Source organism: Streptomyces sp. NPDC006294, assembly GCF_042870895.1.
Taxonomy (GTDB): domain Bacteria; phylum Actinomycetota; class Actinomycetes; order Streptomycetales; family Streptomycetaceae; genus Streptomyces.
The window spans coordinates 18,550-32,933 of the sequence record NZ_JBIAHV010000003.1 but is presented as its reverse complement, the minus strand read 5'-3'; the positions used below and the strand labels follow the sequence as shown (position 1 = coordinate 32,933).

Below are 14,384 nucleotides of genomic sequence, written 5' to 3'. Positions count from 1 at the left end.
TCCGGGGGCCTCTCCACGCTTCCCCCCACGTCATGTCCTTGTTACCGCGTATTCAGACACCCTTGCGACCCTCGCTCAATGCAGCCTGCTGTGCCAGCCTCACCGAACGGCAGAAAACCTCTCGCCCCGGCCCTTTCCGACGCGCCGGTGACGCCGCACGCGCGGAACAATGGGGCCATGAGCCAGCAGCCCGCCGAGGTCCCGGTCCAACACCCCCAGCCGTCCGTCGCGTCCATAGCCGCGCACCGGCCGCACGCCGTCGCCGCCACGGTCTCCGATCTCGAACCCGATCTCGACTCGGATCTCGACTCCTACGAGGAGGACCCCGGGTCCGCGTACGGCTCCGAGCTGCCCCAGGGACGGTTCCTGGACCGTGAGCGCAGCTGGCTCGCGTTCAACGAGCGGGTCCTCGAACTCGCGGAGGACCCGGCCACGCCGCTGCTCGAGCGGGCCAATTTCCTCGCGATCTTCGCGTCCAACCTGGACGAGTTCTTCATGGTCCGCGTCGCCGGACTGAAGCGCCGGATCGCGACCGGCGTCGCCACCCGCTCGGCATCCGGTCTGCAGCCGCGCGAGGTGCTCGACCTGATCTGGACCCGTTCCCGTGAGCTCATGGCCCGGCACGCCGCCTGCTTCCAGCAGGACGTCTCCCCGGCCCTGGCCGACGAGGGCGTCCACCTCATCCGCTGGCCCGACCTCACCGAGAAGGAGCAGGCCCGCCTCTTCACGCTCTTCCGCCAGCAGATCTTCCCGGTCCTGACCCCGCTGGCCGTGGACCCGGCGCACCCCTTCCCGTACATCTCGGGGCTCTCGCTCAACCTCGCGGTCGTCGTGCGCAACCCGGTCAGCGGCCACCGCCACTTCGCCCGGGTCAAGGTCCCGCCGCTGCTCTCCCGCTTCCTGGAGGCGTCGCCCCAGCGGTACGTACCGCTGGAGGACGTCATCGCGGCGCACCTCGAAGAGCTGTTCCCCGGCATGGAGGTGCTCGCCCACCACATGTTCCGGGTGACCCGGAACGAGGACCTGGAGGTCGAGGAGGACGACGCGGAGAACCTCCTCAAGGCGCTGGAGAAGGAGCTCATGCGGCGCCGGTTCGGCCCGCCGGTGCGCCTGGAGGTCGAGGAGTCGATCGACCCGTACGTGCTCGACCTGCTGGTGCGCGAGCTGAAGGTGTCCGACGCCGAGGTGTACCCGCTGCCCGGGCCGCTGGACCTGACCGGCCTGTTCGGCATCTCGGCGCTGGACCGGCCGGAGCTGAAGTTCCCCAAGTACGTCGCCGGCACCCACCGCGACCTGTCCGAGGTCGAGTCCGCGTCCGCGCCCGACATCTTCATGGCGCTGCGCGAACGGGACGTGCTGCTGCACCACCCGTACGACTCCTTCTCGACGTCCGTCCAGGCCTTCCTGGAGCAGGCCGCGGCCGACCCGGACGTCCTCGCGATCAAGCAGACGCTGTACCGGACCTCCGGCGACTCCCCGATAGTCGACGCCCTGATCGACGCGGCCGAGTCGGGCAAGCAGGTCCTCGTCCTCGTCGAGATCAAGGCCCGCTTCGACGAGCAGGCCAACATCAAGTGGGCGCGCAAGCTGGAGGAGTCCGGCTGCCACGTCGTCTACGGGCTCGTCGGACTGAAGACCCACTGCAAGCTGTCGCTCGTCGTCCGCCAGGAGGGCGAGACGCTGCGGCGCTACTCGCACGTCGGCACCGGCAACTACCACCCGAAGACCGCCCGGCTCTACGAGGACCTGGGGCTGCTCACCGCGGACCCGCAGGTCGGCGCGGACCTCTCGGACCTGTTCAACCGGCTGTCCGGCTACTCGCGCCGCGAGACGTACCGGCGGCTGCTGGTCGCCCCCAAGTCGCTGCGGGACGGGCTGATCTCCCGGATAAACAAGGAGATCGTCCACCACAAGGCCGGCCGCCCCGCGTACGTCCGCATCAAGGTCAACTCGATGGTGGACGAGGCGATCATCGACGCCTGCTACCGCGCGGCGATGGCGGGCGTCCCGATCGACATCTGGGTCCGCGGCATCTGCGCGATACGTCCCGGCGTGGCCGGACTCTCGGAGAACGTCCGGGTCCGCTCGGTCCTCGGCCGCTTCCTGGAGCACTCCCGGGTCTTCGCCTTCGGCAACGGCGGCGAACCCGAGGTGTGGTTCGGCAGCGCCGACATGATGCACAGGAACCTCGATCGCCGGATCGAGGCACTGGTACGGGTCACCGACCCGGGCCACCGCGCGGCTCTCACCAGGCTGCTGGAGACCGGCATGTCCGACACCACCTCATCCTGGCATCTCGGCCCGGACGGCGCGTGGACCAGGCACGCGGCGGACTCCGACGGCCAGCCGCTGCGGAACGTACAGGAGACGCTCATAGACGCCCGGAGGCGCCGGCGTGCACAGCCCTGAACTTCCCCGGCCGGACATCGACCCGGACGGCGCCTTCGCCGGGACGGCGGGTGAGGCGGTGGCCCACTACCTCCACGCCCAGGCCGCCGACTTCCTGCGCAGCCTGCGCCGGCACGGCGAGAGCGGCGCGGAGACGGCGGCGGTCGCGGAGTCGGCCCGCGCGCTGCGGATCGCGTCCCGCCGCATCGGCGGGACGCTGCACACCTTCCGCCCGCTGCTGAACCCGGCGTGGGCGGACGGCCTGCGCACCGAGCTGGTGTGGCTGTCGACGACGCTGGCCCAGGAACACGCCTGCATGTCCCGCCTGTCCCGCCTGCTGGACGCCCTGTCCCGCCTCTCGGGCACGTCACCGCTCCCCCACGCCCGCGGCGAGACGCTTCCGCTGCCGGAACGGGCGGGTGCGGGTACGGACGCCGGCTCCACGGCGTGTGCGGGCTCCACGGCAGTCGGCGCTTCGGCCGCCGAGGCCGGCTCTTCAGCCGGCACGGGCTCCACGGCGGCGGCCGCGGCATCCGCCGCGGGTGCGGGCGGGGCCCACGCGGGCGCGCCGTCCGGCGCCTCTCGCGCCGGCGCGAGCCCTGCTGCGGGCCTCACGGCCGCCCGGCCGGGCGACGCGGGCCCGCCCGCCACGGCCGCCGCCCCCGGGCGCGCCGGCGCGAAGACACCCGGTGGCGCGCTGGCCGTCGGCGCCGCGCGGGCCGGGGCGCTGCTGGAGCGCCGGCTCACGCTGGCCCGGACCCGCGCCCACTCCGCCGCGCTCCAGGCGCTCGGTTCCTCCCGCTTCCACGCGGTCGCGGACGCCGTCGCCTTACTGGCCTCCGAGCTCCCGCTCGGCCCCGCGGCCGCCGGACCCGCCGCGGAAACGCTCGCGCTGCCCGCTCAGGACGCCGAGCGGCGGCTGCTGGCGGCGGTCGCCGAACTGCCGCTGAGCAGGGCGGCCCACCCGTACAACGCCGAGGCGCTGTCCAGCGGCCTCGCCACCGCCTCCCCCGGTGAGGCGCAGGACGCGCCCTGGCACGAGGTCCGCAGTCTGCTGCGGCTGCACCGCTACGCCCAGGAGGTGCTGCGCCCGGGCGGGGACCCGGTCCTGTGCCACGCGGGCCTCCTGCTGGACCGGCACCGCGACGCGGCGGAAGCGGCCGCCGCGGCGGCCGCGGCGGCCCGTACTCCCCGTATCGCTCCGGCCACGGCGTACGCGCTGGGCGTCCTCCACGCCGACCAGCGGCACGAGGTCGAGGCGGCCCGGTTCGCCTTCCAGCAGGAGTGGCGCCACGCCACGGCGCACGCCACCGCGGCGGTCACCGCGCCATGACCGGCGACGACACCGTGTTCGCCGCGGGATGCGTGCTCTGGCGCCGCTCCCCGCGAGGGCCCGGCGGTCTCGAGATCTGCCTGGTGCACCGGCCGAAGTACGACGACTGGTCCCACCCCAAGGGCAAACTGAAGCGCGGCGAGGACACGCTCGCCGCCGCGCTGCGCGAGGTGCTGGAGGAAACCGGCCACCGCTGCGTACCCGGCGCCCGGCTGCCCACCGCCGAGTACTGGGCCCAGGGCCGCCCCAAGCACGTCACCTACTGGGCCGCGGAGACCACCACCGGTTCCTTCGCCGCGGGCGAGGAGGTCGACCGCATCGTCTGGCTCCCCCCGGCCGCGGCGCGCGAGCGGCTCACCCAGCCCCGTGACCGTGAGCTGGTCGACGCTCTGTTGCAGGCACTGCACACCTCATGACTCTCCGGAGTGTGCCGAATGTCCCTCCATGCCCGATTGACACCTCCCTGAATCCCAGGACCATAGCTCCAAACGGGCGACGACCCGTGGAGCACCGGGTCGCCGGTCACGGTTCACCTTCTGTTCACCCTCCCCCGTCGGCCGCTTCATCTCATCTGCCTAATTTCGGCCTTAGACGGTGACCGGCACGGTGCCGGTCCCCCACCCCGACGCACGCCGCCACCGACGGCGGCAACTGGAAGGAACACCAGAAAGTGAAGCTTCAGCGCAAGAACGGGCTTCGCGCCACCGCGCTCGGCGCCCTCGCGATCTCCGGCGCCCTGGTCCTCACGGCGTGTGGTTCGGACGACAACACGACCACCCCCGAGGGCGCGAAGAGCAACGCCGCGTCGAACGTCAAGTGCGACGACGCGAAGGGCCAGCTCCTCGCGGCCGGCTCGAGCGCTCAGAAGAACGCCATGGACCTCTGGGTCAAGAACTTCCAGGCGGCGTGCTCCGGCGTCGAGGTCAACTACCAGGCCATCGGCTCCGGCGGCGGCATCACCCAGTTCACCCAGGGCCGTGTCACCTTCGCCGGCTCCGACTCCGCGCTGAAGCCGGAAGAGGTCGAGGAGTCCAAGAAGATCTGCAAGGGCGGCCAGGGCATCAACCTGCCGATGGTCGGCGGCCCCGTCGCGATCGGCTACAACCTGGAGGGCGTGGACGACCTCGTCCTCGACTCCACCACGATCGCGAAGATCTTCGACTCGAAGATCAAGAAGTGGAACGACCCGGCGATCGCCAAGCTCAACCCCGAGGCGAAGCTGCCGGACTCCGGCATCCAGGCCTTCCACCGCTCGGACGAGTCGGGTACGACGCAGAACCTGCACAAGTACCTCAGTGAGGCCGCCCCGGCCGACTGGAAGCACGACCCGAAGTCGAAGTCGTGGCTGGCCCCCGGTGGCCAGGCCGCCAACGGCTCCTCCGGTGTCGCCGCCCAGGTGAAGCAGACCCAGGGCTCCATCGGCTACTTCGAGCTGTCGTACGCGACCTCGCAGTCGATCTCCACCGTCAAGCTCGACACCGGCGCCGCCGCTCCGGTCGGGGCGACCAGCGAGAACGCCTCCAAGGCCATCGCCGCCGCCAAGATCAAGGGCACCGGCAAGGACCTGGCGCTGTCCCTCGACTACAAGACCAAGGCCGAGGGCGCCTACCCGATCATCCTCGTGACGTACGAGATCGCCTGCGACAAGGGCAACAAGGCGGAGACCCTGCCGACCCTGAAGGCGTTCCTCGACTACACCGCGAGCGACGAGGGCCAGAAGGTCCTCACGGACGCCGGCTACGCGCCGCTGCCCGCCGAGATCGCGGCCAAGGTCCGCGAGATCGTCCCCACCCTGTCCTGATGTCCGGCCGGGGCCGGTCCGCACGGACCGGCCCCGGCATCCGGTGCACCGCCGCCTGGAGCCTGACGGCTCCGCAGACCGGAGACCCCGATGGATACAGCAACCGCCACACCGCCCCCAGCGCCGCGTGCGCAGGCCGCAGAGCGCTCCATGCGCGGCAAGCCGCGCCCCGGTGACCGCATATTCCTGGGCATGTCCCGGGGAGCCGGCATCACCCTTCTGGTGATCATGGCCTCGATCGCGGGATTCCTCGCGTACCGCGCCGGGACAGCCATCTCGAAGGACGAGGCCAACTTCCTCACCGCCTCGGAGTGGAACCCGGCCGGCGACCCGCCGGTCTTCGGCATCGCCGTCCTCGCCTTCGGCACGATCGTCAGCTCCGTCATCGCGATGCTCATCGCCGTGCCGGTCGCCATCGGCATCGCGCTGTTCATCTCGCACTACGCGCCGCGGAAGCTCGCCTCCCCGCTCGCCTACGTCGTCGACCTGCTCGCCGCCGTGCCCAGCATCATCTACGGCCTCTGGGGCGCCCTCTTCCTGGTGCCCTACCTCGACGGCCTGAACCGCTGGCTCGACGAGTACCTCGGCTGGACGTACATCTTCGAGAAGTCGGGTGAGGGCGCCGCCCGCAATCTGTTCACCGTGGGCATCCTGCTCGCGATCATGATCCTGCCGATCATCACCAACGTCACCCGTGAGGTCTTCCTCCAGGTGCCGAAGATGCACGAAGAGGCCGCCCTGGCGCTCGGCGCCACCCGCTGGGAGGTCATCCGCATGTCGGTGCTGCCCTTCGGCCGCTCCGGCATCATCAGCGCCTCCATGCTGGGCCTGGGCCGCGCCCTCGGCGAGACGATGGCCGTCGCCGTCGTCCTGTCGCCCAGCTTCATCATCTCCGGGCACCTGCTGGACCCGGGCGGCGGCACGTTCGCGCAGAACATCGCCGCCAAGTTCAACGAGGCGGACAAGTTCGGCCGTGACGCACTGATCGCCTCCGGCCTCGTGCTGTTCGTGATCACCCTGCTGGTCAACGGCGCTGCCCGCCTGATCATCGCTCGCCGCAAGGAGTACTCGGGGGCCAACGCATGAGCCAGCTCGTCAAGGACGCGCCCGCGGTGACCCCCGTGCGCACCGGCTCCCTGTCCCACGCGCGCCTCCCGCGCTGGGCCCCGGCCGCCATCGCCGCCGGCTCGATCGCCGCGGGCTGCGGCATCGGCCTGGCCGCCGGCTGGCACAGCCGCGTCCAGTGGGGCATGATCGCCGCCCTGGTCTTCGTCCTCGCCACCTACGGGATCACCACCAAGGTCGAGAACTCGCGCCAGGCCAAGGACCGGGTCGCCACCAGCCTCGTCTGGGTGAGCTTCGTCCTGGCCATCGTGCCGCTGTTCTCGCTGGCGTGGGTCACCGTCGGCGAGGGCCTCGAAGTCGTCGACGGCTACTTCCTCGGCCACTCCATGAACGGCGTCCTCGACGCCCAGCCCGGCGGCGGCATCTACCACGCGCTGCTCGGCACCGTCGAGCAGGTCCTCATCGCCGCGGTGATCGCCGCCCCGATCGGCCTGCTCACCGCGGTCTACCTGGTCGAGTACGGAAGCGGCAAGCTCGCCAAGGCCGTCACCTTCTTCGTCGACGTCATGACCGGCATCCCCTCGATCGTGGCGGGCCTGTTCGTCCTCGCCACGTGGAACCTGATGCTGGGCTTCGGCCCCTCCGGCTTCGCCGGCGGACTCGCCCTCGCCATCCTGATGATGCCGGTGGTCGTCCGCTCCACCGAGGAAATGCTGAAGCTGGTCCCGAACGAGCTGCGCGAGGCCTCCCTCGCCCTGGGCGTACCGAAGTGGCGGACCATCCTGAAGGTGGTCCTGCCCACCGCGATCGGTGGCATCACCACCGGTGTGATGCTCGCCGTCGCGCGAGTCACCGGTGAGACCGCCCCGGTACTGCTCCTCGTTTTCGGCACGAGGCTGATCAACCCGAACCCCTTCGAAGGCGCCCAGTCCTCCCTGCCGCTCTACGTGTACGAGCAGTACGCGGTCGGCACGGACGCCTCGATCGCGCGCGCCTGGGGCGCCGCGCTGGTTCTGATCGTCTTCGTCATGCTCCTCAACCTGGTGGCCCGCGGCATCGCCCGCTGGAAGGCCCCGAAGACCGGAAAGTAGATCCACCATGGCCAAGCGAATCGATGTATCGGGCCTGACCGCCTACTACGGCTCCCACAAGGCGATCGACGACATCTCCATGACCGTCGAGCCCCGCTCCGTGACGGCCTTCATCGGCCCGTCCGGCTGCGGCAAGTCCACCTTCCTGCGCACCCTCAACCGCATGCACGAGGTCACCCCCGGCGGCCGGGTCGAGGGCAAAGTCATGCTGGACGACGAGGACCTGTACGGCTCCCACGTCGACCCGGTCGCCGTGCGCCGCACCGTCGGCATGGTCTTCCAGCGCCCGAACCCCTTCCCGACCATGTCGATCTTCGACAACGTCGCGGCGGGCCTGCGGCTGAACGGCTCGTACAAGAAGAACGAGCTCGCGGACGTCGTCGAGCGCTCCCTCAAGGGCGCGAACCTCTGGAACGAGGTCAAGGACCGCCTCAACAAGCCCGGCTCCGGCCTCTCCGGCGGCCAGCAGCAGCGCCTGTGCATCGCCCGCGCGATCGCGGTCGAGCCCGACGTGCTGCTGATGGACGAGCCCTGCTCGGCGCTCGACCCGATCTCGACGCTCGCGATCGAGGACCTGATCGGCGAGCTGAAGGAGCGCTTCACGATCGTCATCGTGACGCACAACATGCAGCAGGCGGCGCGCGTCTCCGACCGCACGGCCTTCTTCAACCTCTCGGCGGTCGGCCAGCCCGGCAAGCTCATCGAGATCGACGACACCGAGCGGATCTTCGCCAACCCGTCCGTCCAGGCGACCGAGGACTACATCTCGGGCCGCTTCGGATAAACACGTCTGCGGGTGCTGCATGGCGGTGCCACCCGCAAGACGACGGGCCCGCCCCTCTCCCAAGGGGCGGGCCCACTCCTTTTCCGGCCCGGTCCCCCCTCGGCCCCGGGCCGCGTCGGCACCCAGCCGGTACCACTCCAGCCCGGCCGGCGTTTGAGGCCACCGCGCGAAGCGCGGTACCGGGCCGGGGCGAAGCCCGGCCCCATCGCCCGGAGGGCGGTCCGGGGTCCGGGGCTCGCCCCGGTTCCGGGAAGGGGCGGGTAGGGGAACACGCTCCCGCGCAGCGGACGCCCCCAACGCAACGGCCCCCGCCGCCCACCAGGGCACCAGGGGCCGTGCACCAACCCGCGGCGTCAGCCGAAGATCACGTACACCACGCCATAACTGAGCGCAGCGACAAACGCCGCGGCCGGCATCGTGATGAACCACCCCATGATGATGTTCTTCGCGACCCCCCACCGCACCGCGTTCACCCGCTTCGTCGCGCCGACGCCCATGATCGCCGACGTGATCACATGCGTCGTCGAGATCGGCGCGTGGAACAGGAACGCCGAGCCGAACATGATCGACGCACCCGTCGTCTCCGCCGCGAACCCCTGCGGCGGGTCCAGCTCGATGATCTTGCGGCCCAGCGTCCGCATGATGCGCCAGCCGCCCGCGTACGTACCCAGCGACAGCATCACCGCACACGCGATCTTGACCCAGGTCGGGATCGGGTCGCCCGCGTTCTCGACGTCCGCGATGACGAGGGCCATCACCACGATGCCCATGGTCTTCTGCGCGTCCTGCAGACCGTGCCCGAGCGCCATGCCCGCCGCCGAGACCGTCTGCGCGATACGGAAGCCGCGCTTCGCCTTGTGCGGGTTGGACTTGCGGAAGATCCACATGATGCCGACCATCACCAGATAGCCGACGAGCAGGCCGACCACCGGCGAGATGAACATCGGGATGACGACCTTCTCGAGCACACCGGTCCAGATGACGTCCGTCCCGCCGGCCAGCGCCGCACCGACCATGCCGCCGAACAGCGCGTGCGACGAGGACGACGGCAGGCCGAAGTACCAGGTGATCAGGTTCCAGACGATCGCACCGACCAGCGCGGCGAACAGGATGCCCATGCCGCGCGCGCCGACCGGCGTCGCGATGAGCCCCTCGCTGACCGTCTTGGCGACGCCCTGCCCGAGGAACGCGCCGGCGAGGTTCATCACCGCGGCCATGGCCAGCGCCGCGCGCGGCGTCAGGGCCCGTGTGGAGACGGACGTCGCGATCGCGTTGGCGGAGTCGTGGAAGCCGTTGGTGTACGTGAAGAAGAGCGCGACCCCGATGGTCACGACCAGGGCAAAGGTGTCCACGTGGTTCAGGACTCCTTGACCGCGATGGTCTCCACCGTGTTCGCGACGTGCTCGAACGCGTCCGCGGCCTCCTCGAGCACATCGACGATCTGCTTGAGCTTGAGGACCTCGATGGCGTCGTACTTGCCGTTGAAGAGGTGGGCGAGCAGCTTGCGGTGGATCTGGTCAGCCTGGTTCTCCAGCCGGTTGACCTCGATCCAGTACTCGGTGAGGTTGTCCATGGTGCGCAGATGCGGCATGGCCTCGGCGGTCAGCTCCGCGGCCCGCGCCAGGACCTCGATCTGCTGCTCGACGCCCTTGGGCAGTTCTTCGACGTTGTAGAGGACGACCAGGTCGACGGCCTCCTCCATGAAGTCCATGATGTCGTCGAGGGACGATGCGAGGGAGTAGATGTCCTCGCGGTCGAAGGGCGTGATGAACGAGGAGTTCAGCTGATGGAAGATCGCGTGGGTAGCGTCGTCACCCGCATGCTCCGCCGCCCGCATCCGCTCCGCGATCTCGGCCCTGGCGGAGGACTCCGCCCCGAGCAGTTCCATCAGGAGCTTCGAGCCCGTGACGATGTTGTCCGCGGAGGCGGCGAACATGTCGTAGAAGCTCGTCTCCCTGGGGGTCAGACGAAATCGCACGTGGGGTCCTCGGGGTGCTGGGATTCGGTCAGGCTGATGCTAGGCGCATCATCCGGCCACGGCTAACGGCAGGCAGTATCCCAGTGTCGCCCATGCGGCAAGAAGATCAGCACGGGACCCCCACCACTTTCCGCACGATTCGTTACCATATACCCACGAGGGGTATACACCCCTTTCTGGACAACGGGAGGACGCGATGACGACCACCGAGGCGGCCGGCCTTCCGGTCACGGAGCACGAGACCGACCACGACCGCGGTATCCACGGGTACCACAAGCAGAAGGACGAGCACCTCAAGCGCCTGCGGCGGATCGAGGGCCAGATCCGCGGGCTGCAGCGGATGGTCGACGAGGACGTGTACTGCATCGACATACTCACCCAGGTCTCGGCTTCCACCAAGGCCCTGCAGTCCTTCGCGCTCCAGCTGCTGGAGGAGCACCTGCGGCACTGCGTCGCGGCCGCGGCGGTCAAGGGCGGCGAAGAGGTCGACGCGAAGGTGGAGGAAGCCACGAAGGCCATCGCCCGCCTGCTGCGCACCTGATCGCGCCGGCCCGCACGGGTCGCCTCCGGACGACCTGCGGGCCGTCGCGCGCCGGTGGCTTGATCTCGCCGGTCGGGGCCCCGGGGGCCGGTCAGGCTCTTCGGCGGCCGGACGGCTGCTTGATCCCGGGACCCGGCGACCGGGAGGCGGTCACTCTCGACGACGGCGGCCTGGGCGACGGCAGCTCCGGGCGGTCGGCGCGCACGGTGCGGTCCGTACGGTCGGCACGGTCCGCGCGGTCGATACGGTCACGGTCGATGCGGTCCGCCGTCACCATCAGGACCTCGTCGATACGGTCCGGACTGAGCCGCTCCCCGACCGCGGCCGACGCGGCGATCATCAGCTCACCGCACAGTTCGATCTCGGCGAGGGCCACGTGGTCTTCCTGGACGGTGGTCGTACTGGGCGGAGCCACGTGCAATCACCTCTTCCGGCCGATGTCGGTCTCCTAGCGTAAAGAGCGGCGCACGCCCCGCGCATGGCACGTCCGGACCATTTGGATTCTGACTCTCCCGGCCCAGGCCCCCTCCGGGCATCCCGGACCGTCCGCTCAGAGCTCGACCTTTCCGGTGTAGATGTCCCGCTTGTCCGGAAGCCGGACGACCACCCTGGTCCCGAAGTCGAAGAGGACCGTGGTCGATGTGACGTCGACCGTCCGGCCCTCGTTGGCGAAGGTGAAGCGGTGCCGCACCTTGCGGAGCCTGCCCGCCTCGTCCAGATAGGCGTCGAACGGAACCACGTCCTGGGCGAACCCTTTCGCCGCCGCGGTCAGTGACGCCTTCGTATGCGGAGCCGCGGCCAGCGCCGCCCGCCCGATGTCGGTCGTGCCGCTGAAGTGCCGCACCGTCACCCCCGACAGCTCCACGTCCCCGACGTACCGCACCCCGTCCGCGCCGCGCAGCAGTTCCGCGGCGGCCAGCGGATCGGTCGCCCCGCCGGTGACCAGGTTCCCGTCGTCCAGCGTGGTCGTGTCGACGCGGACCCACTTGTCGGCGGGCACGCCCGCGCCCCGGTTCTTCATATAGAGGGCGCCCGGCGTCAGCAGTTCGGTGATCGGCTCGTGCTCCTCCGCACCGGCGGCGTCCGGCGGCAGGACGACCTTCAGGCTGCCCATGCCCCGTGCGAAGTCGTACCCGCCCTCGCCGCGGATGGTGATCCGCGTGCCGCCGGACGCCATCTCCATCGACGTACGCGCCTTGGCGCTGCGGGCCCCCGCCAGCGTGTCCGCGGCCCTGCGCACCTCGTCGGCCGAGCCGCCGGGCCGGACTCCGCCGCCCTCACCGTCCACGGCCGCGGCGCCTGGGCCGGAGCATCCGGCGGCCGCGGCCACCGCCACGGCGGTCACGACGGCGACCGCCCCGCCCCTGCGCCTGTGCTGCACCACCATCGCCTGCCAACCCCCAACGCCGGACCGCTGCTTGATACGGGACTCACCGCCCTTCGGCCCTGGGGGCCTGGGACACCCATTCGCATAACGACGGCCCGGGCACGCCGTCACGCCGACCACCCGGGGTTTACTGCCACTGCCACCGCAGTACCTTTGTCCTGTGCCCCAGCAGGACCTCTCGACCGGTGATCCGGAAACGCACGTGACCACGACCGTCGAGCGCGGGTCCTTCGCCATCGCCCGCTGCAGTTGTGGCTGGTCGGGACCGGCGAGGCGGTCCCGCGACAAGGCCCGTACGGACGCCAGGTCGCACGCCTCGGCGCCATGACCCGCCGCACCCCGGCGAGCAGCCCGCGACGGGAACCCGCCGGCCACCGTGGCCGTCTCGTTCCACAGGAGGTTCCATGGAACTGGACCGGCGGTCACTGCTGACCACCGCCGTCGCCCTCGCCGCGAGCGCCGCCACCGCGAGCTGCACGGGCCAGGAGGACGGCGCCCCGCCGCGTACCCCCACCCCCACCCGGCCGGCACCGTCCGCCGGCACGACCGCCGCCGCCGACTGGGCCGCTCTCGCCCGCAGTCTCGACGGCCGGCTGATCCGCCCCGGGGACGCGGACTACGCGAGCGCCCGGCAGCTGTACAACACGCGCTTCGACTCACTGAAGCCGGCGGCCGTCGCCTACGTGGCGGGCGAGGACGACGTGCGCGAGTGCCTCGCCTACGCGAAGGCGCACGGCACGCCGGTGTCGATCCGCAACGGCGGCCATTCCTACGGCGGCTGGTCCTCCGGGAACGGACGCCTGGTCATCGACGTGTCCTCGATGGACCGGGTCGCCGCCGACGGCACGATCGGGGCCGGCGCCAAGCTCGTGGACGTCTACAACACCCTTGCCCGGCACGGCCGTACGGTCCCCGCCGGCTCCTGCCCCACCGTGGGCGTCTCCGGCCTCGCGCTCGGCGGCGGTCACGGCGTCACCTCCCGCGCCTACGGGCTGACCTGCGACAGCCTGACCGAGGCGACCATCGTCACCGCCGACGGCAAACGGCTGACCACGAGCGCGGACGAGAACAAGGACCTCTTCTGGGCCCTGCGCGGCGCGGGCAACGGCAACTTCGGCGTCGTGACCGGCTTCCGCTTCCGTACGCACCCCACGCCCGACACCGTCTCCGCGTTCCTCAACTGGCCGTGGCGGAAGGCGGAGCCGGTGCTCGCCGCCTGGCAGCGCTGGGCGCCCGACCAGCCGGACGAGATCTGGTCGTCGCTCCACCTCGCCGCCGGCCCCGGCGGCTCCCGGCCCACCCTGTCCGTCACCGCCTTCACCCTCGGCTCCGAGAGCGACCTGCGCAACGCGCTCGACCGGCTCGCGGACGCGGCCGGCTCCTCCGCGGCCTCCGTCGCGCTGCGCCCGCGCAGCTACCGCGACGCCATGCTCGGCTACGCGAACTGCCTCTCCCTCACCGAGGAGCAGTGCCGCCTGCCGGGCACCACCCCCGGCCGCGGCCGCGAGGGCGCGCTGCCCCGGGAGACGTACGCGTCGGCCTCGGACTTCTACGACCGCGACATACCGGAGGGCGGGCGCCGCGCCCTGATCGCGGCGGCGGAGGCGTTCACCCGCATCCCGTCCGACGCGAGCGGCGGCGGCGGTTCGATCGCGCTCACCGCCCTCGGCGGCGCGATCAACCGGGTCGACCCGGTGGCGACGTCGTTCGTGCACCGGCGTTCCCGGATGCTGGCCCAGTACATCGCCGCCTGGCGTCCGGGCACGGCGGGAGCCGCCCAGCAGGCGTGGCTGAAGGACACCCACGCGTCGATGCGCCGGTACGCGTCGGGCGCGGCGTACCAGAACTACGCCGACCCGAACCTGGCCGACTGGCGCCGCGCCTACTACGGCCCGGCCCTCGACCGCCTCACCCGCCTGAAGCACCGCTACGACCCCGACCGCCTCTTCGACCACCCGCAGGCGCTGTGACGCCGGCCCCCGCGGACGGCGGCCGAGCCCCGCGCGGCGATTCCCT

The 14,384-nt window shown here is 71.0% G+C and carries 13 protein-coding genes; 9 read left to right on the top strand and 4 right to left on the bottom strand.

From position 1 onward, the window contains the following. Positions 1-177 precede the first annotated feature (177 nt). The 7 genes from ACFYOP_RS05570 (at position 178) to pstB (ending at position 8,462) form a co-directional block, all read left to right on the top strand. Complete coding sequence (locus ACFYOP_RS05570) at positions 178-2,409, top strand: RNA degradosome polyphosphate kinase (protein ID WP_356898668.1); 2,232 nt, start codon at positions 178-180, stop codon at positions 2,407-2,409. Beyond that, complete coding sequence (locus ACFYOP_RS05565; RefSeq protein ID WP_356898667.1) at positions 2,396-3,721, top strand: CHAD domain-containing protein; 1,326 nt, start codon at positions 2,396-2,398, stop codon at positions 3,719-3,721. The genes ACFYOP_RS05570 and ACFYOP_RS05565 overlap by 14 nt, the downstream gene beginning before the upstream one ends. Next, entirely contained in the window at positions 3,718-4,137 is a 420-nt protein-coding gene (locus ACFYOP_RS05560; protein ID WP_356898666.1) for an NUDIX hydrolase, read from the top strand. Before ACFYOP_RS05565 ends, ACFYOP_RS05560 begins: the two co-directional genes overlap by 4 nt. Before the next feature lie 254 nt (positions 4,138-4,391). Continuing rightward, positions 4,392-5,522 carry a phosphate ABC transporter substrate-binding protein PstS gene (pstS, locus tag ACFYOP_RS05555; RefSeq protein WP_356898665.1) on the top strand — a complete coding sequence of 377 codons (1,131 nt, stop codon included), beginning with the start codon at positions 4,392-4,394 and terminating at the stop codon, positions 5,520-5,522. A gap of 90 nt (positions 5,523-5,612) precedes the next feature. Beyond that, on the top strand, positions 5,613-6,608 hold the full coding sequence (gene pstC, locus ACFYOP_RS05550; protein ID WP_388450911.1) for a phosphate ABC transporter permease subunit PstC: 996 nt from the start codon (positions 5,613-5,615) through the stop codon (positions 6,606-6,608). Then, on the top strand, positions 6,605-7,678 hold the full coding sequence (gene pstA / locus ACFYOP_RS05545; RefSeq protein ID WP_356898664.1) for a phosphate ABC transporter permease PstA: 1,074 nt from the start codon (positions 6,605-6,607) through the stop codon (positions 7,676-7,678). Before pstC ends, pstA begins: the two co-directional genes overlap by 4 nt. 7 nt (positions 7,679-7,685) lie before the next feature. After that, positions 7,686-8,462, top strand: coding sequence for a phosphate ABC transporter ATP-binding protein PstB (pstB, locus tag ACFYOP_RS05540; protein WP_356898663.1), 777 nt, complete (start codon positions 7,686-7,688; stop codon positions 8,460-8,462). A gap of 353 nt (positions 8,463-8,815) precedes the next feature. Here pstB and ACFYOP_RS05535 read toward each other — a convergent pair whose 3' ends face one another. Beyond that, positions 8,816-9,814 carry an inorganic phosphate transporter gene (locus ACFYOP_RS05535; protein WP_356898662.1) on the bottom strand — a complete coding sequence of 333 codons (999 nt, stop codon included), beginning with the start codon at positions 9,812-9,814 and terminating at the stop codon, positions 8,816-8,818. A gap of 5 nt (positions 9,815-9,819) precedes the next feature. Further along, positions 9,820-10,440 (bottom strand): DUF47 domain-containing protein, encoded by a 621-nt coding sequence (locus ACFYOP_RS05530; RefSeq protein ID WP_147987079.1) that lies wholly within the window; start codon positions 10,438-10,440, stop codon positions 9,820-9,822. Between the two features lie 196 nt (positions 10,441-10,636). Here ACFYOP_RS05530 and ACFYOP_RS05525 point away from each other — a divergent pair, with 196 nt between their 5' ends. Further along, a complete protein-coding gene (locus tag ACFYOP_RS05525) occupies positions 10,637-10,981 on the top strand; it encodes a metal-sensitive transcriptional regulator (protein ID WP_356898661.1) in 345 nt (114 codons plus the stop codon). 91 nt (positions 10,982-11,072) lie between these two features. On the opposite strand, the gene ACFYOP_RS05520 is transcribed toward ACFYOP_RS05525, so the two are convergent. Next, entirely contained in the window at positions 11,073-11,396 is a 324-nt protein-coding gene (locus tag ACFYOP_RS05520; RefSeq protein ID WP_356898725.1) for a hypothetical protein, read from the bottom strand. A gap of 135 nt (positions 11,397-11,531) precedes the next feature. Further along, positions 11,532-12,368, bottom strand: a complete 837-nt coding sequence (locus tag ACFYOP_RS05515; RefSeq protein WP_356898660.1) for a hypothetical protein — start codon at positions 12,366-12,368, stop codon at positions 11,532-11,534. 410 nt (positions 12,369-12,778) lie between these two features. Here ACFYOP_RS05515 and ACFYOP_RS05510 point away from each other — a divergent pair, with 410 nt between their 5' ends. After that, on the top strand, positions 12,779-14,338 hold the full coding sequence (locus tag ACFYOP_RS05510; RefSeq protein WP_356898720.1) for an FAD-binding oxidoreductase: 1,560 nt from the start codon (positions 12,779-12,781) through the stop codon (positions 14,336-14,338). Positions 14,339-14,384 lie beyond the last annotated feature (46 nt).